This is a genomic window from Lysobacter lycopersici, from assembly GCF_007556775.1.
GTDB classification, from domain to species: domain Bacteria; phylum Pseudomonadota; class Gammaproteobacteria; order Xanthomonadales; family Xanthomonadaceae; genus Pseudoluteimonas; species Pseudoluteimonas lycopersici.
This window is the reverse complement of the sequence record NZ_CP041742.1, coordinates 1,779,621-1,801,016: the sequence shown is the minus strand read 5'-3', so window position 1 is coordinate 1,801,016 and position 21,396 is coordinate 1,779,621. Positions and strand designations below refer to the sequence as shown.

Below are 21,396 nucleotides of genomic sequence, written 5' to 3'. Positions count from 1 at the left end.
GATGCCGGCGAACGAAGCGACGGTTGCCGACGGCACGTGGCCGCGCAATCCGGGTATCGACGCGCTGCGCGGCGTGTCGATCCTGCTGGTCGTCATCCATCACGTCGCGCTGCGGATTCCGCCGAAGCAAACCGCGCTGGCGGATGTCGTGCCCGGGCGCCTGCTCGGTGCACTGGGCTACAACGGCTACGAGGCGGTGTTCGTGTTCTTCGTGATTTCGGGATTCCTGATCGCCGGTCATTCCCTGCGGCGCTGGGGTTCGTTGGCCGCGATCGACCTGCGCGCGTTCTACGCGCGCCGCGCCGCGCGCATCCTGCCCTGCCTGTTGCTGCTGCTGGCGGTGCTGTCGCTGTTGCACCTCGTTGGCGTGCCGAATTACGTCATCGACAAGGCGGGGCAATCGCTCGGCGGTGCGTTGCTGTCCGCGCTCGGCCTGTACCTCAACTGGTACGAAGGCCAGACCGGCTGGTTGCCGGGTGGCTGGGACGTGCTGTGGTCGCTGTCGATCGAGGAAGTCTTCTACCTCGGCTTCCCGCTTGCCTGCCTGCTGTTGCGCGACGTGCGCGCGCTCGCCGTTGCGCTCGCAGCGCTCGCCTTGTCGCTGCCGGTCACGCGCATGGCGCTGGACGGCAACGAGATCTGGCAGGAGAAGGCCTATCTCCCGGGCATGGCGGCGATCGCGACCGGCGTGCTCGCCGCCATATTTGCGAATCGCGTGTCGCCGTCGAGGGCCATCGCGCGCCTGCTGGCGTTCCTCGGCGCGGCGGGACTCGCGACGGTGTTCGTGTTCGGCGACCTGCTGTGGAAGGCCGTCGGCAACGGCTACATGCTGGTGCTCACGCTGTCCGCCGCGTCGCTGGTGCTGGGCCTGCACTGGAATTCGCGCGAGGGCGCCCGTGGCCTGCGAGGACTCGGCTGGCTACGTTCGCTCGGGCGCCTCAGTTACGAGGTGTACCTGAGCCACATGTTCGTGGTGTTCGCCGCGGTCGGCCTCTTCCGCGCGATGGGCGGCGATGTGCGTTCGGGCGCATGGTGGTTCCCACCGGTGGTGCTCGCCTGCTGGGCCCTGGCCGCGGCCTGGGCGCACGCGTATTCGATTCCCTGCGAACGCGCGTTGCGGCGGCGCTGGTCGCCGCAAGCTGCGCGCGCCTGAGACAAGTCAGGCCGCGCGCACCACCACGCGCAACGGGTTGTTCCACTCGGCCAGCAGTTCCGCCTCGCGCGCCTTCGCCGCGAGCAGGTTCGCGTGCTTGACGTGGCCGTAGCCGCGGATCTGTTCCGGAATGCCGGCGATCTCCGCAGCCAGCGCGATGTTGCCGGAGTCGAGCTTGTCGAGCAGGCCGCCGACGGTCTTCTCGTAGTCGCCGATCAGCGCGCGTTCGCCGCGGCGTTCGTCGGTGTAGCTGAACACGTCCAGCGCGGTGCCGCGCAGGCCGCGCAGCTTGGCCAGCAGCTTGAACGCGGTGAACACCCACGGGCCGTATTCGCGCTTGACCAGCTCGCCCTTGGCGTTCTTCTTCGCCAGCAGCGGTGGCGCGAGGTGGAAATGCAGCTTGTAATCGCCGTCGAACTGCTGCTCGAGCCGGCGTTTGAACTCGCCGCTGGTGTAGAGGCGCGCGACTTCGTATTCGTCCTTGTACGCCATTAGCTTGAAGAAATAGCGGGCGACGGCTTCGGACAGGTCGTTCGAACCCGGCGCTTTCGCAGATTCGGCCGCGCGCACCTTCGCCACGAAGTCGGAATACCGCTTCGCGTACTTCGCATCCTGGTATTCGCCGAGGAAGGCGACGCGGCGCGCGACGAGTTCGTCCAGCGAACGCGACAGGCGCAGGTCGTCCAGCGGCAGGAACGCCACTTCGCCGACGTTCGCGGCCGGCACGTGGCGCAGTTCGTCCTCGTCGCGCAATCCCGATTGCGGCGAAAGGCCGGATTCGTGCGCCTCGTTCGCGGTCGCGCCGAGCAGCGGCAGTTCGTGCGGCGTGGCTTCGGCGGCCGTCGGTGCATTGCGGATCGCGCCGGCGGCTTCGGCCACCGCGTTCGCGTCGATCGCGGCGAGCCGGCCCCAGGCGAACGCGGTCTTGTTCATCTCCACCGCGGCGCCGTTCAGTTCGATCGCGCGCATCAGCGCCTCGAACGACACTGGTACCAGGCCCTGCTGCCAGGCATGGCCGAGCATGAACAGGTTGGCGGCGATGGCATCGCCCATCAGCGCGGTCGCGAGTTTCGTCGCGTCGACTTCGTGCAGCCAAGATGACGCGGCATCGCCGAGTGCGACACGCACCGCTTCGACGATGTCGGCGGCGGGGAATTCCAGGTCGGGGCGCGTCGTGAACGTGCCCGGCATCGCCTCGTAGGTGTTGATGACGACGGACGTGCGGCCGGCACGGATCTTCGACAGTGCCCAATAATCGTTGACCACGACCATGTCGCAGCCGAGCACGAGGTCGGCTTCGCCGGCGGCCACGCGTACCGCGTGGATATCGTCCGGTGTGCGCGCGATGCGCACGTGCGTGGTCACCGCGCCACCCTTTTGCGCGAGGCCGGTCTGGTCGAGCACGGTCGAACCACGGCCTTCGAGATGGCCTGCCATGCCGAGCAAGGCGCCGATGGTGACCACGCCGGTGCCGCCGACGCCGGTGATCAGGATGTTCCAGGGCTGCGACAGGTCGGTCTTGAACGTCGGAGCCGGCAGGTTCGCGAGTCGATCCGCGGCGGATGCTTTCTTGCCCTTGCGCGGCGCGCCGCCATGCACGGTGACGAAGCTGGGGCAGAAGCCTTCGACGCAGGAATAATCCTTGTTGCAGTTGGATTGGTCGATCTCGCGCTTGCGCCCGAACTCGGTGTCCTTGGGCAGCACCGACACGCAGAACGATTTCTTGCCGCAGTCGCCGCAGCCTTCGCAGACCAGCGTGTTGACGAACACGCGCTTCTGCGGATCGGCCATCTTGCCGCGCTTGCGCCGGCGGCGCTTCTCGGTCGCGCAGGTCTGGTCGTAGATCAGGATGCTGGTGCCCTTCACCTCGCGCAGCTGCTTCTGCACCGCATCGAGTTCGCGGCGGTCGTGGAAGCTGACGCCATCGGGGAACACATCTTTAGAAGCGCGCGACGGATCGTTCCACTTGCCGATGTCGTCGCTGACCAGCGCAATCACCTGCACGCCTTCGGAACGCATCTGCTGCGCGATCTGCGGCACGGTCAGCGTGCCGTCCACCGGCTGGCCGCCGGTCATCGCCACCGCATCGTTGTAGAGGATCTTGTAGGTGATGTTGACGCCGGCCGCGATCGCCTGGCGGATCGCCAGCGAACCACTGTGGAAATAGGTGCCGTCGCCGAGGTTCTGGAACACGTGCGGCGTGTCGGTGAACGCCGCCTGCCCGGCCCAGGTCACGCCTTCGCCGCCCATGTGGGTGAAGGTGTCGGTGTCGCGGTTCATCCACGTCACCATGTAGTGGCAGCCGATGCCGGCCTGCGCGCGCGAGCCTTCGGGCACCACGGTCGAGGTGTTGTGCGGGCAACCCGAGCAGTAATGCGGCACGCGCGGGAAGTTGGCGCGCGGCAGCGCGAGCTCGGCTTCCTTGGCGGTGAGGAAGGCCAGCTGCGCGGCGATCTGTTCGCTCTGGTGGAAGCGCGACAACCGCGCGGCAATGGCGCGCGCGATCCGCGCCGGGGTCAACTCATTCGTGCTCGGCAGGATCCATTCGCCGGATTCGTCGTACTTGCCGACGATGGACGGACGCCTGCCTTCGAAGTTGTAGAACTGTTCCTTCATCTGCGACTCGATGAAGGCGTGCTTCTCCTCGACGACGAGGATGTCCTCGAGCCCGCGCGCGAAGTTGGCGATGCCGACCGGTTCCAGCGGCCAGGTCATGCCGACCTTGTACACGCGGATGCCGAGGTCGCGGCAGGCGGCTGCGTCCAGGCCCAGCACTTCCAGCGCCTGCAACACATCGAGGTAGGACTTGCCGGTGGTGGCAATGCCGAGGCGCGCGTTCGGCGAATCGATGACCACGCGGTCGAGCCTGTTCGCGCGCGCGAAGGCCTGCGCCGCCTTCACCGCGTAACGGTGCAGGCGCATTTCCTGGTCCAGCGGCGGATCCGGCCAGCGGATATTGAGTCCGCCCGGCGGCATTTCGAAATCGCCTGGCATCGCGATCTCGATCGCGAACGGATCCACTTCCACCGAAGCGGAGGATTCGACGGTTTCGGCGATGGTCTTGAAGCCGACCCAACGGCCGGTGTAACGCGACATCGCCCAGCCGAGCACGCCCATGTCGAGGATGTCCTGCACCCCGGCCGGGTTCAGCACCGGCATCATCGCGCTGACGAATTCGTGCTCGCTGCCGTGCGGCAAGGTCGAGCTGCGGCATGCGTGGTCGTCGGCCGCGAGCGCGAGCACGCCGCCGTGCTTCGAGGTGCCGGCCGCGTTCGCATGCTTGAACACGTCGCCGCAGCGATCGACGCCCGGACCCTTGCCGTACCACATGCCGAACACGCCGTCGTGCTTCGCGCCCGGGAACAGGCCGGCTTGCTGCGTGCCCCAGACCATCGTGGCGCCGAGGTCCTCGTTGAGGCCGGGCTGGAAACGCACCTTCGCCGCCTCGAGCTGCTTCTTCGCGCGCCACAGCTCCAGGTCGAAACCGCCCAGCGGCGAGCCGCGGTAGCCGCTGACGAAACCGGCGGTGTCCAGCCCGGCGCGTTCGTCGCGCAGCTTCTGCATCATCGGCAGCCGCACCAGCGCCTGCACGCCGGACAGGTAGATGCGGCCCGAGGTACGCGCGTACTTGTCGGCGAGGGTGTAGTCGGGATCGACCACGCCATGGGTGAGGTCGGTGTTCGCCGAAGCCGGCGAGGAGAGTTCGGCGGTGCTGGTCATGGCGGTTCCTGCCTGCGACTGGCGGCCACACGGATGCGAACCCGCGCACGGTTTTCGGATGCGAATTCTAACGCGCGCACCCAAAACGCCCGCGCGGCTTCCCGCGCACCGCGCCGGCGGAGTAGGCTTGCCCTTCGCGCCTGCGAGTCCTCGGGGGAGGGCATGGCCCTGTCGGCACTACGTGTGTTGGTGGTGGAGGACCACGGCTTCCAGCGCCGCGTGGCGCTGCGCCTGCTCGCCGAATGCGGGATCGAAGGCGTGCTCGAAGCGGCCGACGGCACCTCCGCGCTCGCATTGCTGGAACGCCAGGCGCAGCCGCCGGACGTGGTCCTGGTCGACCTCGACATGCCGGGCATGGACGGCATCGAATTCATCGGCCACGTCGCCCAGCGCCGGCTGGCGCGCGCGGTGGCGCTGGTCAGCGCGCTCGATCCGGCGCTGCTCAACACCGTGCAGACCATGGCCCGCGCCTACGGCCTGTTCGTGCTCGGCAGCGTGGAGAAACCGCTGACCGGCGACAAGCTGCAGGCGGTACTGGCCAAGTACGAGGAGCGCCAGGCCGAGGCCGGGGAAGACGAGGCGATCGAGGTCAGCGGCGAGGACATGCGCGCCGCGCTCGCCGCCGGCGAAGTGGTGCCGTGGTTCCAGCCGCAGGTCGAGTTCGGCAACGGCAAGGCGATCGGCATCGAGGCGCTGGCGCGCTGGCGGCGCGCGGATGGCCACGTGGTGCTGCCGCGGCATTTCATCCCGGTGATCGAACGCCATGGGCTGGCCGAGGCGCTGACCGAGGCGATGCTGGTGCAGGCCTGCCAGTGGAAGCGGCAGTGGGACGACGCCGGCATGCGCCTGCGCCTGTCGGTGAACGTGTCGCCGGCGACGTTGCACGACCCGGCTGCCGCCGACCATTACCAGCGCCTGGTGCAGGAACTGGGCGTGGATCCGGCCGACGTGGTGCTGGAAATCACCGAAAGCCTGGTGATGGCCGATGCCGCGCGCGGGCTCGGCGTGCTCGCGCGCCTGCGGCTGAAGGGCTTCGGCCTGTCCATCGACGATTTCGGCACCGGCTATTCCTCGCTGGCGCAGCTCTCGCAGGTGCCCTTCACCGAACTCAAGATCGACCAGGGCTTCGTCACCGATGCGCACGCGCAACCGCGCAAGCGCGCGGTGGTGGAAGCCAGCCTCGACCTCGCGCGCAAGCTGGGCCTGGAGACCGTCGCCGAGGGCGTGGAAACCACCGACGATTGGCAGATGCTGGCCGCGCTCGGCTGCGATGCCGCGCAGGGCTTCCTGGTGTCGCCCGCGGTCCCGGGCGAGGAGCTCGTCGCCACCATCGGCCGCTGGCGCCGTCCCAACTGAGGGCGCACGCGTGGGCCGGCCGACCTTCGGGATCCGCCACCAGCTCTGGGCCCTGTTCGGACTGTTCCTGCTGACCGGGGCGAGCGTGCTCGCGATCGACGAGATCGCGCAGCAGCGTTCGCGGGTATCGCTGGAACAGATGAAGGACCAGTCGCTGCAGCGCATGCGGCTGTTGAACGCGGTGTCCGAGGGCTACGCCGCCGGCGTGGTCGACACCACCTTCAAGGCGCGCAACGCCCTCATCACCTGGCACGAGGGCGTGGCCCGCGTGGACGCCGCGCGCAGCGCGATCGACGGCAGCTGGAAGCGGCTCGAAATCCTGCCGCGCACGCCGGAACAGCATGTGCTGTTCGAACAGGCCGGTGCCGCGCGGGTGCGCGCCGATGCCGCGGCCGCGAGCCTGCGCGCGATCCTGCAACGCGAGGACATCCAGGAACTCGGCCGTTTCGCCGACACCGATCTGTACCCGGCGGTGGATCCGGTGACCACCCGCCTGCAGAAACTGTCCGATGCGGCAATGGGCCAGGCCGAAGGCCTGGTGCAGCAGGACATCGCGCGCGGGCGCATGGCCAGCGCGCTGCGCATCGGCCTGTCGCTGCTGGCGCTGCTGGTCGCGGCGCTGGCCGGGCGCTGGATCCTGCGCAACGCCTATCGCGGGGTCGAAAGCCTCACCCGGCTGGCACTGCGCATGCGCGAGCACGATTACGCCGCCGAACCGCACTACCGCCCCAGCGGCGAGCTGGGTGAGGTGATGGATGCCTTCCTCGGCATGCGCGACAACGTGCGCGACACCGAGGACAGGTTGAACGAACAGCTCGCGAACAACGAGCGCACCCGGCAGTCGCTGCTGTTGCGCGAATCGCTGCAACGCTCGTTGCTGGACGCCGCGCCGGTGGCGATCGTCGCGCTCGACAGCGAGGGCCGCTATTTCCTGTTCAACCAGGGCGCAGAACGCCTGTTCGGGTACCAGGCGCAGGAATTCGTCGGCCGCGACGCGCCGATGCTCGACCGGGTCGGCGATTTCGCGCCGCCGTTGATGGTCCAGGCCGGCTTCGCTGCGATGGCGAAGCAATGGGCCGAACGCGGCGGCACGGCCATGCCCGCGGACTGGCGCCTGCTGCGTGCATTGGCGGAACAGGGCGTCGCGCCGTCCGAAGTGCCGATGCTGAATCGCGACGGACAAGCGGTGCATGCCTTGCTCGCGCTGGCGCCGCTGCCGGACGCGCGCCGCGGCGGCAACGGCCTGCTTGCGGTCGCCGCCGACCTGACCCGGATCAAGCAACTGGAGGAAGACCTGCGCACCAGCGAAAGCCGCGCGCGCGAGGCGAACGAGGCCAAGAGCGCGTTCCTCGCCGCCATGAGCCACGAGATCCGCACGCCGATGATCGGCGTCACCGGCATGGTCGAGATCCTCGCCCACACCAACCTCGACGCCGAGCAGCGGCGTTCGCTCAACGTGATCCAGTCCTCGGCGCAGTCGCTGCTGCAGATCATCGGCGACATCCTCGATTTCTCGAAGATCGAGGCCGGGCGCATGCAACTGTCGCCGGCCGCGACCGACCTGGGCAAGGTCGCGCGCGGGGTGGTCGCCAACTTCAGCGGTTCGGCTTCGAGCAAGGGCCTGGTGCTCGGCTGCAGCATCGACCCGCAACTGGGCGCCGCGTACTGGGCCGATGCGCTGCGCCTGCGCCAAGTGCTCGGCAATTTCGTTTCCAATGCGATCAAGTTCACCGAGCGCGGCCGCATCGACCTCGCGCTCGAACTGCAGCGCCGCGATGGCGACCGCGACGTGGTCTGCTTCCGCGTCAGCGACACCGGCATCGGCGTCGGCAAGGAGGCGCAGGCGAAGCTGTTCCAGCCCTTCGTGCAGGCCGAGGGCGATACCACCCGGCGCTTCGGCGGCACCGGCCTCGGCCTCGCCATCTGCCGCCGCCTCGCCGAACTGATGGGTGGCGAGGTGACGATGGAATCCGAACCCGGGCAGGGCACGACCATGCGCCTGCTGGTGCCGCTGCAGGCGGCGCCGGAGGAGGAAGTCGAAACCGATGCGTTCGACGCGATCGCGCCCGCGGCCGCCGGCCTCGCCCCGCGCCGCTTGCCGAGCGTGGCCGAGGCCGAAGCCGAGCGCAGCCTGGTCCTGCTGGTCGACGACCATCCGACCAACCGCATGGTGATCGCGCGCCAACTCGCGCTCGCCGGTTACGCCAGCGAAGCCGCCGAGGACGGCGCGCAGGGCCTCGCCGCGTGGCGCAGCGGGCGCTATGCGCTGGTGCTCTCGGACGTGCACATGCCGCACATGGATGGCTACCAGATGGCGCGCGCGATCCGCACCCTGGAAGCGAAGGAGGGCCGCGGCGGGCATACCCCGATCGTCGCGCTGACCGCGGCCACGCTGAAGGGCGAGGTCGAACGCTGCCTCGACGCCGGCATGGACGATTACCTCGCCAAGCCGGTCGCGATTCCCACCCTGGTCGCGGCCCTGCAACGCTGGCTGCCGCACACCGCCACGGCCGCGACGCCGCCGGCCACGCCCGTCGATGCGCCCGCGCCCGCCACCGCGTTGCCGCAGCTGCACCGCCCGCCGCCGTTCGACGAGAACGTGCTCGCGACGCTGACTGGCGGCAACGACGCCGACCTGCGCGCCCTGCTCGACGACTACCTCGCCAGCACCCGCGAGGACCTCGCCGTGCTCGAAGCCGCGCGCATCGACGGCGACCTGCCTGCGCTCACCCGCCAGGCGCACAAACTCAAGGGCGCGGCGCGCACGGTCGGTGCGCTGGAACTGGCCGATGCCGCCGAACGCCTCGAAGCCGCGGCCCGCGACGGCGACTGGATGGCGGTGCCGCCGCTGGCCACCGATGTCGCCACCGCCGGCGAACGCCTGCAGCTGCATGTGGCCGAGCGCTGGCCGGGGTGAACCGCGCCGCGCCGCCGCCCCGGTGTACCCTCGCCCGGAAACCAACGGAGATCGCGCGATGAAGACCGTGCTGGTGGCCAGTTCCAAGGGCGGTGTCGGCAAGACCACGATCGCGACCCAGCTGGCGGCGCAGTCCGCGCTGGCGGGCAAGCGCACGGTGCTGGTCGATGCCGACCCACAGCATTCCTCGATCCGCTGGGCCGAGCGCCGCGCCGGGCTGGACAGCGCGGTGCTGCCGGTCGATGGCACCCGCCGCAACTGGCAGAAGCAGGTGCCCGACGACGCGCAGAACGTGGTGATCGACGCGCCGGCCGGGGCGATGGCCGAACACCTCGCGTCCTTCCTCGACATGGCCGATGCGGTGGTCGTTCCATTGCAGCCTTCCGCGCTCGATCTCGAAGCGACGGTGCCGTTCCTCGAGGCGCTGTCGAAGCATCCGCGCGTGCACCGCGGCAAGTTGCCGGTGGCGCTGGTGGGCAATCGTTTGAAGCCGCATACCAATGCGTCGCGCCAGGCGATGGAGATGCTCGAATCGTGGCCGTATCCGCTGGTGGCGCAGTTGCGGGACAGCCAGGCCTACGTGGTGCTCACCGGCCTGGGCCGCAGCCTGTTCGATTACCACTCGCAGCAGGTGCGCGACCACCAGGGCGACTGGCAGCCGTTGCTTAAGTGGTTGAAGCGGGCTTGAGGGACGTGTCTCGTGGTCGAATCAGGCGACCGTAGGCTGGGATGGAGTGAAACGAAATCCCAGCAGGTTCACACAATCAAGCAGGGCTTGAGTCGACGGAACAAAATGGTTGCCAAGGGGGAGTTATGAGATTGGTGGCAAGCATTTGCGTCGTACTTGCATTAGCTGGCTGCAGCACCGAAACCCCGCCGGCTGGAACAACAAAGCGAATTGAAATGCTCGAAGCGCAGGTTCAACAGCTTAGAACTCAAGTTGATTCATTGCGCGAGGAAGAAAATGAAAACAGAGAAAATATAGGGAAGCAGGCGACGTTTCTTGCGTCCATCAGTGACAAGCAAGCCGAACCGCATGAATACATCATGTGGCATACCGTCAAATATTTAGGCGCTTATCTTGTGAACAATCCCAAGCCTACGCCTTTGTATTCATATGACTCGAAGTCCGAGTGCATGGCGGTCGTTGCCTCTGATGTCAAACAGTATGGCGGCGATCTCGGAACTGCGACTTACGCTACGGTTGCTAATGGCGGCAAGGACATTCATACACTTTCCTGTTTGCCAAAAGGTGTTGATCCACGTTAATCATTTTGACGCTGGGTTTACGCTGCGCTTCAACCCAGCCTACATTTGCTGACACGCCTTCGATGGAAACCCCATGCGCCAACTGATCCTGCTCCGCCACGCCCACGCCGAATCCGCCGGAGCCGGGGAAGACGACGCCGGGCGGCCGTTGTCCGAGACCGGACGTACCGAAGCGCGCGATGCGGGCAAATGGTTGCGCGAGCACGGCGCGCATCCAGATCGCGTTTTGTGCTCGCCGTCGACCCGCACGCGCGAAACATGGAATCACGTCGATGTCGAACTCGGTAGCGGGCTCGCCGTGCAGTTCGAACCGTCGATCTACGACGCGACGCCAGGCGCGCTGATCGCGCTGGCTGACGCCAACCGCGATGCGGCGCGGCTCGTGCTCGTCGGCCACAACCCGGGGCTGGAGCAGTTGCTCGCGCTGATGCACAGCGGCCAGTCCGGCGATTACCGCGGCATGCCGCCGGGCGCGGTCGCGGTGCTCGGCTTGCCGGTCGATGCGGCGATCGAGCCGGGGATCGCGCGGCTCGACGCGTTCTGGTGGCCGTGAGGCACTGAGCGTGTTCGGCCGCGTCATCGCGACCGGCGCCTGTGCCTGCGTCGCGTTCGTGGCGTGGGTCGCGAACGCGCAGGATTTCGATCGCGCGCGCAGCCGCATCGGCTTCGAACTGCAGACGCGCTGGGGCCAGCGGCTCGAAGGCGTGTTCCCCGACTTCGAAGGCGACGTCGAAGTACTGCCGGACGGGCGCCATCGCGTGCGCATGACCCTGCGCACCGCGAGCGTGGAGATCATCGGCCACCCGAACTACACCAGCTTCAGCCGCGGCGACGGCTTCTTCGCCGCCGAACGCTATCCGCAGGTCAGCTTCCTGTCCGATCCGTATCCGGTCGCGCTGTTGCGCCAGGGCGGCCCGCTGCACGGCGTGCTGGAAATGCACGGCGTGCGCCGGCGGCAGGCGTTCACCATCGCGCCGACGCCGATGGAATGTGCGCGACCCGCCTACGACTGCGACCTGCAGGTGGAAGGCAGCGTGCGCCGCGGCGATTACGGCATCGATGCGTGGCAGATCGCGGTGCGCGACCGCGTGCGCTTCCTGCTGCGCGTGCGGCTGGGCGAGGCGCGCGGCTGATGGCGGCATGGCGCGCGATCGCGGCGGCAATGCTCGCGCTCGCGCTGAGCGCCTGCGTGGGCCTGGGCCCGGCGCAACGCGAGCGCGCGGAAGCCGTGGTGGAAGCGGGGCGTTCCGACGCGAGCAGTTGCGATTCCGCCGATGCCTGCGCGCAATCGTCGCCGCTGCACCAGCTCGCCGCGGACGCCTTCGCCGAAAGCGCGAACGGAACGCCGCGGCACCGCGCGTTGATCCTCGACGACGGCCGCGACGCATTGCTGGCGCGGGTCAACCTGATCCGCAGCGCGACCACCAGCATCGACCTGCAGACCTACATCTTCGAGGAAGACGACGCCGGCCGGCTGATGCTCGACGAACTGCTCGCGGCGGCGAAACGCGGCGTGCGCGTGCGCGTGCTGATCGACCAGCTCTCGGCGCTGGAGCGCGTGCAGACGCTGGCGGCGCTGGCCGGCGCGCACCGCAATTTCCAGATCCGCATCTACAACCCGGTGCTGCAGCGCGCGCGCATCAGCTACCCGATGTACCTGCTCGCCTCGGCCTGCTGCTGGCACAAGCTCAACCACCGCATGCACAGCAAGCTGCTGCTCATCGACGGCGCGATCGGCATCACCGGCGGGCGCAACTACCAGGACGACTATTACGACTGGGACGCGGACTACAACTTCCGCGACCGCGACCTGCTGGTCGCGGGGCCGGTGGCGCGCGACATGGCGGCGAACTTCGACGCGTTCTGGGCATCGCGGCGCAGCGTGCCGGTGGAACAGCTTGCCGATGTCGGCGGAATGCTGCTCGAGCACGGCATTCCCGCGCTGCCGGACGTGCCGTATGAAATGCCGGAGCGGGTCGTGCAACTGTCCGGCGACGCCAGCGACCAGGACCTCGCCGCGCGCCTCGCCGGGCACGCACTGGACGTCGGCGCGGTGCGCTTCATCGCCGACCTGCCGGAAAAGAGCCGCGATGGCGGGCATTCGGCTTCGACCGGCGGCCTGCGCGAACTGGTCGAATCGGCCCGGGACGAAGTGCTGCTGCAAACGCCGTACCTCGTGCTGTCGAAGCCCGCGCAGCAGATGTTCCGCGAACTGCATGCGCGCGCGCAGCCGCCGCGGGTGGTGGTGTCGACCAACAGCCTCGCGTCCACCGATTCCTTCATCACCTACGCGCTGTCGTACAAGTACAAGCGCCGCTACCTGCGCGACTTCGGCTTCGAGATCCACGAAGTGAAACCGTTCCCGGGCACGGTTCCTGCGTCGTTGCTCGGCGATGGAGGCGCGCCGGGAACCGCGGGAAGCGACGTGGCGGGCGCGGCGACCGACGCGGACGAAGCGATCGGCGGCAAGCACCCGACGCCGTTGATGCGCGAATACGCGGCACTGCGCTTCGCCGGCGTCGGCGTGAACAAGCCCTTGCCGCTCACGCGCGAAGGCGCGCGCCGCGGCCTGCACGCGAAATCCATGGTGATCGACGGGCGCATCGGCGTGGTCGGCACCCACAACTTCGACCCGCGCGGCGATGCCTACAACACCGAGAGCGCGCTGGTGATCGACGATCCGGCGTTCGCACGGGCGCTGGAAGCGAGCATCGACGGCGACATGCTGCCGGGCAACGCCTGGACCATCGCGCGCCGCAATCCGTCGCCGATCCTGCCGGGCATCGAATACACGCTGGCGAAGTTGTCCGAACGCATGCCGCTGTTCGACCTGTGGCCGGTGCGCTACGCCACCAGCTACGACTTCGTGCCCGGGCCGGAATGCCCCGGGCCGCTGCCGCCGAACGATCCGCATTTCCGCCAGTGCTATCGCGCGGTCGGTGATTTCCCCGAGGTCAGCATCGGCTTCAAGAGCCTGCTAACGCGCATCTTCACCGCGTTCGGCGCCGGGCTCGCACCGATCCTGTAAGGCCTTTCAAACGATCGCCTTCAAAGGTCGTTTTCCATTCCTTCCAGCGCCGGCGCCAGGATCGCCATCAGCTCCGGCCTTGCCTGCAGCCGCTGCCGGTCGGCCAGCACCGCGGGCATGATGTCGCGCTGCATCGCTTCGGCGGCGGCGTTGAGCCGCTGCTCGGCCGCGGCATCGGGCCGGGGCACGGTCCGCGCGCGGCGTGCGCAGTCGCGCATCTTCGTGCGCACCGCGTCGATCCGCGGCACCGCGGCCTTCGCGCTGGCTTCGTCGGTGACGCTGGCCAGGATCGCCGACATCTCGTGCATGTTGCTGGTCATGTCCGCGAAGACCTTCTCGGCGGTGTCGCCGCCGCCGCCACGACTGCAGCCGGCGACCAGGGACAGGACCAGCGCCAGCGCCAGCAGCATCGTTTTCATCGCGTCACCTCGGGGTTGCGTCGGAAAGCGGGGGCGGAAGCGCGCTACAAGCCGGCCTTCCGCGATGCCCTGCTCCGGCGAACGGCCCGCACGCTGCAATCCGGCCAATGACGTCCGTGTTCGACCGGGCTCGGGCGATCCCTCGGCAATGCAATCGCGCGCGACGGATGCGCGCGGGGAGGGATCGGTGTAGTCCGTTCGTCCCGTGCCATTGGTGCGATGACTTTGCGCACGCGCATGGATGCAACGCGCGCGCGAGACTGCATGCGCGCACCGTCCCCCCGCGGCGCGTTGCAGGAGTCCACGATGTTCCCCCCTCCCGGCAATCCCCGTCCCCCGCGCCGCCGCGAGGCGGATGCGAAGAAGCGCGAGTCGTTGCAGCCGGTGCCGCGGCCTGTCCGCCACCAGCACCGCGAACGCGATTTCGGCATCGGTTACGGCAACAGCAGTGGCTATGGGCGCGAAGAGCACTTCGCGCAGCCGCCGTGGGGCCCGGATCGTTTCCGCTGCGTTTGAACCGGCGGGCGGCCGGCACGGGGCCTCCCCCGATCCCGTGCTGGCCGCCCGTACCGGCATCGGCTAAGGTCGGGCGATGCGCAATGCCAGCCCGTTCCGCCGCACGATCACGCTCGAGGCCCTGAATGCGCTCTCGCGCGGCACCGCGATGGAGCCGCTCGGGATCGTGTTCACCGACATCGGCGCCGACTACTTGCGCGGCACCATGCCGGTGGACGCGCGCACCCGCCAGCCCTACGGCCTGCTGCATGGCGGCGCCTCGGCGCTGTTGGCCGAAACCCTCGGCAGCACCGCCGGTGGCCTGTGCGTGGACGAGGGCCAGGGCGTGGTCGGCATCGAGATCAACGCCAACCACCTCGCCGGCGTGCGCCAGGGCCTCGTCACCGGCACCGCGCGGCCGCTGCACGTGGGCCGCAGCACCCAGGTCTGGGAGATCCGGATCGAGGACGAACGCGGCCGCCTCGCCTGCATTTCGCGGCTGACGCTGGCGGTGATCCCGTTGCCGGGCTGAGCCTGCGTGGCCGCGGCCACGGCTGCAATGCGTGTTTCCGTGGAATCCTCCGGATTGACCATCCGCGGGCGCCGGCCTAGTCTGCGCGTCTCGCCTCAGCCGCTGGAACGCCCATGTCGCTCACGCTCAATTTCGAACTCAACGACCGCGACCTCGAGCATTTCCACGCCGCGATGGAGGCCTCGAAGAAGGCCGCCGAAGGCAAATCCGACGCCGAGATCATCGAAAACGCCGGACGCCTGCTGGCCGACGCGCAGAAGGTGCGCATCCCCGATTTCATCCTCAGCCGCCTGCTGCGCCTGGACGACATGATCGCGATGTTGCGCGACGACGCCTGGTCGCTGGACGCGGCCGACCGCGACCGCGTGCTGTCGGCGCTGGTCTACTTCAACAACCCCAACGACGTGATCGCCGATTCGGTGCCGGTGCTCGGCTACCTCGACGACGCGGTGATGATCGAGATGTGCGTGCGCGACCTGCAGCACGAGCTCGACGCCTACGACGACTTCTGCGATTTCCGCCAGCGCCAGGCCGAGCGCCTCGGCCTCGACCCGGCCAAGGTCGGCCGCGCCGACTGGCTGGGCGGCCGCCGCGAGGAACTGGTCGACCGCATGCACCAGCGCCGCGAGCGCGATTTCGGCGTCGGCTACGGCAGCAGCAGCGGTTATTCCTCCGGCAAGACCTATGTCCGTGCCTGGCGCCCGGGCATGTTCAGCTTCCGCTGAGGCCTGCACTGCGGTGACCGAACCGGCCGGCGAGGCGGCGTGAACGCGCCCGCCACCCGCCGCGATCGCTGGCGTCCATTGCGTTACGCGCTGCGCCTGCCATGGCTGCTGTTGCACGTGTTCGTGTTCCTGCCGCTGGTGCTGCTTGCGACTTCGCTGCCGCTGCACCGCCTGCGGCTGTCATCGGGCGAACGCCCCGACCATCGCCTGATCCGCTGGTGGCAGGGCGGGCTGATGCGCGTGTTCGGCTTCCGCATGCGCCGGCGCGGCACGCCCTTGCCGGGCGCGACCGTGTTCGTCGCCAACCACGTCAGCTGGATCGACATCGTCGCCCTGCACAGCCAGCGCATGATGGGTTTCGTCGCCAAGCGCGAGATCCAGGGCTGGCCGGTGGTCGGCTGGCTGGCGAGTCGCGGCGAAACCATTTACCACCAGCGTGGCGACCAGGCCTCGCTCGGCGGCGTGCTGCACGAAATGCTGGCGCGGCTGCGCGCGGGCCGCTCGGTCGGGGTGTTCCCCGAAGGCCGCACCCGCGACGGGCGCGAAGTCGGGCCGTTCCACGCCCGCATCTTCCTCGCCGCGGTCGAGGCTGGCGCGCCGGTGCAACCGGTGGCGCTGCGCTACGGGCCGAATGGCAACGCGCAAGCCGAGGTCGCGTTCGGGCCGAACGAAAGCTTCTTCGCCAACTTCCTGCGCATCCTCGGCGACCCCGCGCGCGAGGCCGAGGTGCGCTTCCTCGAACCGATCGCGCCGGGCGCGGTCGACGGCCGCCGCCGCATCGCCGAGGAGGCGCGCGAACGCATCGTCGCCGCGATGCACGATCCTTGACGATTTGCTCCAGCGTGCGGGCGTAGGCTCTCGGGCGTGATGATCGAAACCGCTTCGTCCTACCGGCCGCCATGGTGGCTGCGCAGCCCGCACGTGCAATCGATGCTCGGCAGCAGCCCGATGCGGATCCGCCACGGCGCCCGCATGCTCGCGGCGCAGGGCTCGAGCGCCGAAGCGGTGGTGCTCGACGCCGGCGAAGGCGTGCGCCTGCAGGGCGTGTACAACGCGCCACGCGAAGGCGAACCGCGCGGGCTCGCCTTGCTGCTGCACGGCTGGGAAGGCAGCACCGAATCGAGCTACATGCGCCTGACCGCGGCGAAGTTGCTGCAGGCGGGATTCGCCACGTTCCGGCTCAATTTCCGCGACCACGGCGACAGCCACCACCTCAATCCCGGGCTGTTCCATTCCAACCGCATCGACGAGGTGGTGCGCGCCGCGGTCGAGGTGGCGAAGCGCCATCCGGTCCGCCCGCTGGTCGCGGCCGGCTATTCGCTGGGCGGGAATTTCGCCTTGCGCATGGCCTTGCGCGCGCCCGCCGCCGGGCTGCCGCTGGCGCGCGTCGCCGCGGTCTGCCCGCTGGTCGATCCGGCGGCGACGATGGACGCGATGGAGCGCGGCATGCCGCAGTACCTGCGCTATTTCGAGCACAAGTGGCGGCGTTCGCTGCGGCGCAAGCGCGAGCTGTTCCCGGAGCAGCACGATTTCGACGACGCCACCCTGCGCCTGCGCATGCGCGACCTCACCGCGTGGATGGTGGAACGGCACACGGATTTCGACGACCTCGGCGCCTACTTCGACGGCTATTCCATCGCCGGCGACCGACTCGCCGCGCTGCAGGTGCCGGCCGACATCCTGATGGCGGCGGACGATCCGGTGATTCCCCTGCGCCATTTCCGCGAACTGCGGCCCGGCGGCGAGGCGCGGCTCGAACTCGCCCGCCATGGCGGGCATTGCGGCTTCCTCGAGAACCTGCGGTTCGACGGTTACGCCGAACGCTGGGTGGCGGGGCGGCTGGCGGCGTAGGGCGCGGCGTGGGCCGGCGCTACACTAGCGGGCTTCCCGCCGTATGCCGTACCCATGCACGAACAAATCCTCGATCTCCTCCGCAGCGGTGAAACCGATGCGGCCCTGCAGCAGGCCCGGGTGGCCGCGTCCGCGACGCCGGATGACGCCGGCGCGCAGCGAATGCTGGCGCTGGCGTTGCAGCAGGCGGGAGACGACGCGGCGGCACGGGCGGCGATCGAGCGCGCGATCGAACTCGCGCCGGACGATCCGGAAGCGCATTTCGACCTGGCCGCGTTGCTGTTCGCCGAGCGCCGGCAGGACGCCGCGCAGGCCGCGCTCGGGCGCAGCATCGCGCTCGACCCGAACCAGTTCGATGCCTACCTGATCCAGGCCCAGCTCGCGCTCGGGCGCGGCGACCTCGACGAGGCCGAACGCCAGCGCAAGCTCGCCGCGCGCGTCGACGACGAACATCCGCACCTCGCCGCGATCGACGGGATGCTGGCGCTGCGCCGGGGCGACGGCGAGCGGGCGCAGGTGATCCTGGCGACCGCGCTGCAGCGCACGCCCGACGATCCGCAATTGCTGTACGCACTCGGCTTCGCCTACCTGCAGCTCGGGCACCTCGCCTTCGCCGAACAGGCCTTCCGCAAGGTGATCGAACGCGTGCCGGCGGCGGTGAACCTGCATGCGCTGGTCGCCGACCTGTTGCGCCAGCAGGGACGACCCGCCGACGCCGCCGAGGCGATGGCGCCGTTGCTGGCCGATCCGGCCAAGGCCACGCCCGGGCTCGCGCGCCTGGCCGGCGAACTCGAACTCGAGGCGAACCGCCCGCAGGCCGCGATCGCGCACCTGCGCCAGGCGCTGGCCGGGAAACCCGACGATCCGCGCGTGCTGCGCGCGGCGCTGGAGGCCTGGCGCCGCCTGGGCGATGCCGACGATGCGCGCGCGACGTTGGACGCGGCGCTGGCCACCACGCGCGAAAGCCGGGATCTCTGGCAGGCGCGGCTGGCGCTGGAAGCGCCGGGCTCCGCGGGCGCGGGCGAGGTGATCGAACGCTGGCTCTCCGCGATGCCGGTTTCGGTCGAGGCGCACGAACTGCGCATGGCCGATCGCATCCTCCGCAACGACGTGGCCGGCGCCAACGAAACCGCGGCGAAGATCCTGGAACTGGAACCGGGCCGCTATTCCGCGGAACTGCGCCTGTTCCAGGACCTGCTCGAACGCGATCCGGCCGCCGCGGTCGCGCGCTGCGAAAGCCTGTTGCCGCAGGCGCAGGACACGCAATCGCGCGCGCGCATCGAAGCCTGGCTCGCGCTCGCGCACGATCGCGCCGGCCAGCCGGTGCAGGCCGTATCGTTGTGGCAATCGTTGCACGCGGCGCAATCGGGACAGCGCATCGCGCCGTGGACCGCGAGCGCGGCCCGCGAAAACTGGCCGGAGCCGGGCACCATCGATGCGCAATCGCCGCGCACGACCCTGCTCTGGGGCGCGCCGGGTTCCGGCGTGGAACGCGTGGCCGGATTGTTGGCCGGCATGTTGCCCGCGCTGCGTTCCGATCGTTTCGGCCCGCGGCCGCCCAAGGATCCGTTCCAGCGCTTCGCCGCGATCGGCGAACTGCAGGACGGCACGCTCGCGCCGGAACAGTTGGTGTCGCGCTGGCGCGAAGCGCTGGGCGAACGCGGCCTGCCCGATGGCCAAATCATCGATTGGCTGCCGTACTGGGACAACCTGTTGTTGCTGGCGCTTCGCCCCCACCTGCCGTCCACGCAGTTGCTGGTCGTGCTGCGCGATCCGCGCGACATGCTGCTCGATTGGCTCGCCTTCGGCGCGCCGCTGCCGCTCGCGTTGACCTCGGCGACCGAAGCGGCGCGCTGGATGTCATCGGTGCTTGCACAGGTCGCCGACCTGCACGATGCCGACCTGCATCCGCACCACTTGTTGCGCGTCGACGAGAGCCTCGACGATGGCATCGCGCTCGCGCGGCAACTCGGCGAAGCGCTTCCGGCGAACCTGCCGATCCCGCCGAAGGAAATCGGCCCGGCGCGATTCCCCACCGGGCACTGGCGCGACTACCGCGACGCGCTCGCCGATGCGTTCGCGTTGCTCGCCCCGGTCGCGGTGCGCCTCGGCTACCCTGCGGACTGATCCGCGCCGGAGAACGACATGCACCTGCGCAGCGACAGTTTCGAACACCGTGGGCCGATCGACGCGGAATTCGCGATGGGCGCACCTGGCGGGTTCGGCGGCAACCGCAACCCGCACCTCGCGTGGAGCGAGGCGCCCGCGGGTACGAAATCCTTCGCGCTGCTGTGCATCGATACCGACGCGCCCACCGATGGCGCGCTGGTCGCGGATGCGGCGACGCCGATCCCGGTCGAGCACCCGCGCGGCGATTTCGTGCATTGGGTCGTGGCGAACATTCCCGCGACCGTGGGTGAAATTGCCGCGGGCAGTTGCAGCGATGGCGTGACGCAGCGCGGGAAACCGGCGGGCAGCGATGCCGGCGGTGCGCGCGGGCTCAACGATTACACCGGCTGGTTCACCGGCGATGCCGAGATGGGTGGCGAGTATTTCGGTTACGACGGCCCGTATCCGCCGCCGCACGACTTGCGCACGCACCGCTATTTCTTCCGGGTGTTCGCGCTTGATGTGCCGAAGCTGGATCTTCCGCAGGAGTTCGCCGTGGGCGACGTGTTCCGCGCGATGCACGGGCATGTGCTGGGCGAGGCGTCGATGTACGGGACGTATTCGCTCAACGCGAAATAGCGGCTCTGCTTTTGTTTTCGGCGCCGGATTTTATCATCAGCATCCGATATGACCGCGAAATCTCCTGGTAAGCACAGTTAGGCGACAGAAGCGAAACGCAGGACAAGATTCATGGCAAAGACCTCATCTTTTGCAATCCAGATCGCTGGGCTCGCCTTCCTGTACTGGTTCGTGCAGCCGATCAAATCCGCAATTCCAATTGCCGCACTTATTGTCTTTGCTGCCGTTTATTTGTTCGGCGTCCGCTTCATCGCAACATGGGTACAGTCTTCACTAGGTAAAGCCGCGGACTAACAATTCGCCCAAGTTGATTCTGCTTCGCGGCACGACTCACTTCCCCGACGCGTCGGACTCGACCACCATGTCGAGTACATAGGCGTAGCTTGAACCGTCCGCTGGCGGATTTTTGATGTCGTAGCGATCCACGCGCAGCACGTTGCGCACGCCGTCTTTGTGCGTGTAGCCCTCGATCGAATCGTAGAAGTTCCCGAACTCGCCGGGCGTGCCGACCTTCAGCCCCTTGTCGTCGTACATCACCTCGCGCACCTGCAGGCACTGTATGTCCGGGATCAGCGGATGGCTACAGGGCTTCGTGTGCGCCGCGACTTCCAGGAACACGCGTTCGCCCGGGCCGCCGTAGCGCGTTTCCGCGGTCGGTTCGCCGGCGAAGACGAGCTTGTCGCCAGCCGCGTTCGTGAGCGTCAGCGTCGGCGTGTCGTTGGCCAACAGCGCGAGTTGCGATGCGCCTTCGAGGCGCTTGCCGATCTCGCCATCCAGCGCCATCAGCTTCCGATCGACACAGGCCATCATGGTCGAGGCCATGCGCGCGACGATCAGCGATTCGCCTTCGAGCGAATAGCCGCCGCCCATGCGGTTGCAGGCGTTGGCGACGGCGATGCGCCCGTCCATGAAATCGAGCTGCAACGGCTTGTCTTCGCGCACGAACAGCGCTTCGATGCGCTTGCCGTTCGCGTCGGTCGCGTCCTGCAACCGCCAGTGGTAGCGACCGAGGTCGGCGTTCGCATCGCTTGCGGCCGGCGTTTCGGTGGAAACGGGCGTCGCTGGCGTGTCGGAATCCTTTTCCGGACAACCGGCAAGCAGGGACAGCAAGGCAAGTGCGGGCAGTAGTCGTTTCATCGCGAATTCCTCCCCGGAACGGCCCATGCAAACGCGCGTGGCGTTC

19 protein-coding genes are annotated in these 21,396 nt (G+C 68.6%); 16 read left to right on the top strand and 3 right to left on the bottom strand.

Features of this window, described 5'->3' with window-relative positions; all coding sequences use genetic code 11:
• Position 1 precedes the first annotated feature (1 nt).
• A complete protein-coding gene (locus tag FNZ56_RS08965; RefSeq protein WP_143879509.1) occupies positions 2 to 1,153 on the top strand; it encodes an acyltransferase family protein in 1,152 nt (383 codons plus the stop codon).
• Positions 1,154 to 1,159: 6 nt separating this feature from the next.
• Here FNZ56_RS08965 and FNZ56_RS08960 read toward each other — a convergent pair whose 3' ends face one another.
• Positions 1,160 to 4,873, bottom strand: a complete 3,714-nt coding sequence (locus FNZ56_RS08960; protein WP_143879508.1) for an indolepyruvate ferredoxin oxidoreductase family protein — start codon at positions 4,871 to 4,873, stop codon at positions 1,160 to 1,162.
• 162 nt (positions 4,874 to 5,035) lie between these two features.
• Between FNZ56_RS08960 and FNZ56_RS08955 the strand changes: the two genes are divergently transcribed.
• From FNZ56_RS08955 to FNZ56_RS08925, 7 genes are all read left to right on the top strand, one after another.
• Complete coding sequence (locus FNZ56_RS08955) at positions 5,036 to 6,229, top strand: EAL domain-containing response regulator (protein WP_185970706.1); 1,194 nt, start codon at positions 5,036 to 5,038, stop codon at positions 6,227 to 6,229.
• 10 nt (positions 6,230 to 6,239) lie between these two features.
• A complete protein-coding gene (locus FNZ56_RS08950) occupies positions 6,240 to 9,146 on the top strand; it encodes a hybrid sensor histidine kinase/response regulator (RefSeq protein WP_185970705.1) in 2,907 nt (968 codons plus the stop codon).
• 58 nt (positions 9,147 to 9,204) lie between these two features.
• Positions 9,205 to 9,834 (top strand): ParA family protein, encoded by a 630-nt coding sequence (locus FNZ56_RS08945; RefSeq protein ID WP_143879505.1) that lies wholly within the window; start codon positions 9,205 to 9,207, stop codon positions 9,832 to 9,834.
• Positions 9,835 to 9,959: 125 nt separating this feature from the next.
• On the top strand, positions 9,960 to 10,415 hold the full coding sequence (locus tag FNZ56_RS08940; protein ID WP_143879504.1) for a hypothetical protein: 456 nt from the start codon (positions 9,960 to 9,962) through the stop codon (positions 10,413 to 10,415).
• 73 nt (positions 10,416 to 10,488) lie between these two features.
• Complete coding sequence (locus tag FNZ56_RS08935) at positions 10,489 to 10,968, top strand: SixA phosphatase family protein (RefSeq protein WP_143879503.1); 480 nt, start codon at positions 10,489 to 10,491, stop codon at positions 10,966 to 10,968.
• 10 nt (positions 10,969 to 10,978) lie between these two features.
• On the top strand, positions 10,979 to 11,548 hold the full coding sequence (locus FNZ56_RS08930) for a YceI family protein (protein WP_246064555.1): 570 nt from the start codon (positions 10,979 to 10,981) through the stop codon (positions 11,546 to 11,548).
• Positions 11,548 to 13,443: a phospholipase D family protein gene (locus FNZ56_RS08925; RefSeq protein WP_143879501.1), complete on the top strand. Its 1,896-nt coding sequence runs from the start codon at positions 11,548 to 11,550 to the stop codon at positions 13,441 to 13,443. Before FNZ56_RS08930 ends, FNZ56_RS08925 begins: the two co-directional genes overlap by 1 nt.
• Positions 13,444 to 13,463: 20 nt before the next feature.
• On the opposite strand, the gene FNZ56_RS08920 is transcribed toward FNZ56_RS08925, so the two are convergent.
• Positions 13,464 to 13,853, bottom strand: a complete 390-nt coding sequence (locus FNZ56_RS08920) for a hypothetical protein (RefSeq protein WP_143879500.1) — start codon at positions 13,851 to 13,853, stop codon at positions 13,464 to 13,466.
• 315 nt (positions 13,854 to 14,168) lie between these two features.
• Between FNZ56_RS08920 and FNZ56_RS08915 the strand changes: the two genes are divergently transcribed.
• The 8 genes from FNZ56_RS08915 (at position 14,169) to FNZ56_RS08880 (ending at position 20,507) form a co-directional block, all read left to right on the top strand.
• Positions 14,169 to 14,378 carry a hypothetical protein gene (locus tag FNZ56_RS08915; protein ID WP_143879499.1) on the top strand — a complete coding sequence of 70 codons (210 nt, stop codon included), beginning with the start codon at positions 14,169 to 14,171 and terminating at the stop codon, positions 14,376 to 14,378.
• Positions 14,379 to 14,454: 76 nt separating this feature from the next.
• Positions 14,455 to 14,889 (top strand): hotdog fold thioesterase, encoded by a 435-nt coding sequence (locus FNZ56_RS08910; protein WP_143879498.1) that lies wholly within the window; start codon positions 14,455 to 14,457, stop codon positions 14,887 to 14,889.
• Positions 14,890 to 15,002: 113 nt separating this feature from the next.
• Positions 15,003 to 15,614: a YkvA family protein gene (locus FNZ56_RS08905; protein WP_143879497.1), complete on the top strand. Its 612-nt coding sequence runs from the start codon at positions 15,003 to 15,005 to the stop codon at positions 15,612 to 15,614.
• A gap of 39 nt (positions 15,615 to 15,653) precedes the next feature.
• A complete protein-coding gene (locus FNZ56_RS08900) occupies positions 15,654 to 16,442 on the top strand; it encodes a lysophospholipid acyltransferase family protein (RefSeq protein ID WP_246064553.1) in 789 nt (262 codons plus the stop codon).
• 39 nt (positions 16,443 to 16,481) lie between these two features.
• The gene (locus tag FNZ56_RS08895; protein ID WP_143879496.1) at positions 16,482 to 17,465 is read left to right on the top strand and encodes a YheT family hydrolase; all 984 of its coding nucleotides are present in this window, start codon (positions 16,482 to 16,484) and stop codon (positions 17,463 to 17,465) included.
• Positions 17,466 to 17,519: 54 nt separating this feature from the next.
• Positions 17,520 to 19,592, top strand: coding sequence for a tetratricopeptide repeat protein (locus FNZ56_RS08890; RefSeq protein WP_143879495.1), 2,073 nt, complete (start codon positions 17,520 to 17,522; stop codon positions 19,590 to 19,592).
• An 18-nt stretch (positions 19,593 to 19,610) separates the two neighbouring features.
• Positions 19,611 to 20,213, top strand: a complete 603-nt coding sequence (locus FNZ56_RS08885) for a YbhB/YbcL family Raf kinase inhibitor-like protein (RefSeq protein ID WP_143879494.1) — start codon at positions 19,611 to 19,613, stop codon at positions 20,211 to 20,213.
• Between the two features lie 111 nt (positions 20,214 to 20,324).
• Complete coding sequence (locus FNZ56_RS08880; protein WP_143879493.1) at positions 20,325 to 20,507, top strand: hypothetical protein; 183 nt, start codon at positions 20,325 to 20,327, stop codon at positions 20,505 to 20,507.
• Between the two features lie 36 nt (positions 20,508 to 20,543).
• Here FNZ56_RS08880 and FNZ56_RS08875 read toward each other — a convergent pair whose 3' ends face one another.
• A complete protein-coding gene (locus FNZ56_RS08875; protein WP_143879492.1) occupies positions 20,544 to 21,350 on the bottom strand; it encodes an META and DUF4377 domain-containing protein in 807 nt (268 codons plus the stop codon).
• Positions 21,351 to 21,396: the final 46 nt, after the last annotated feature.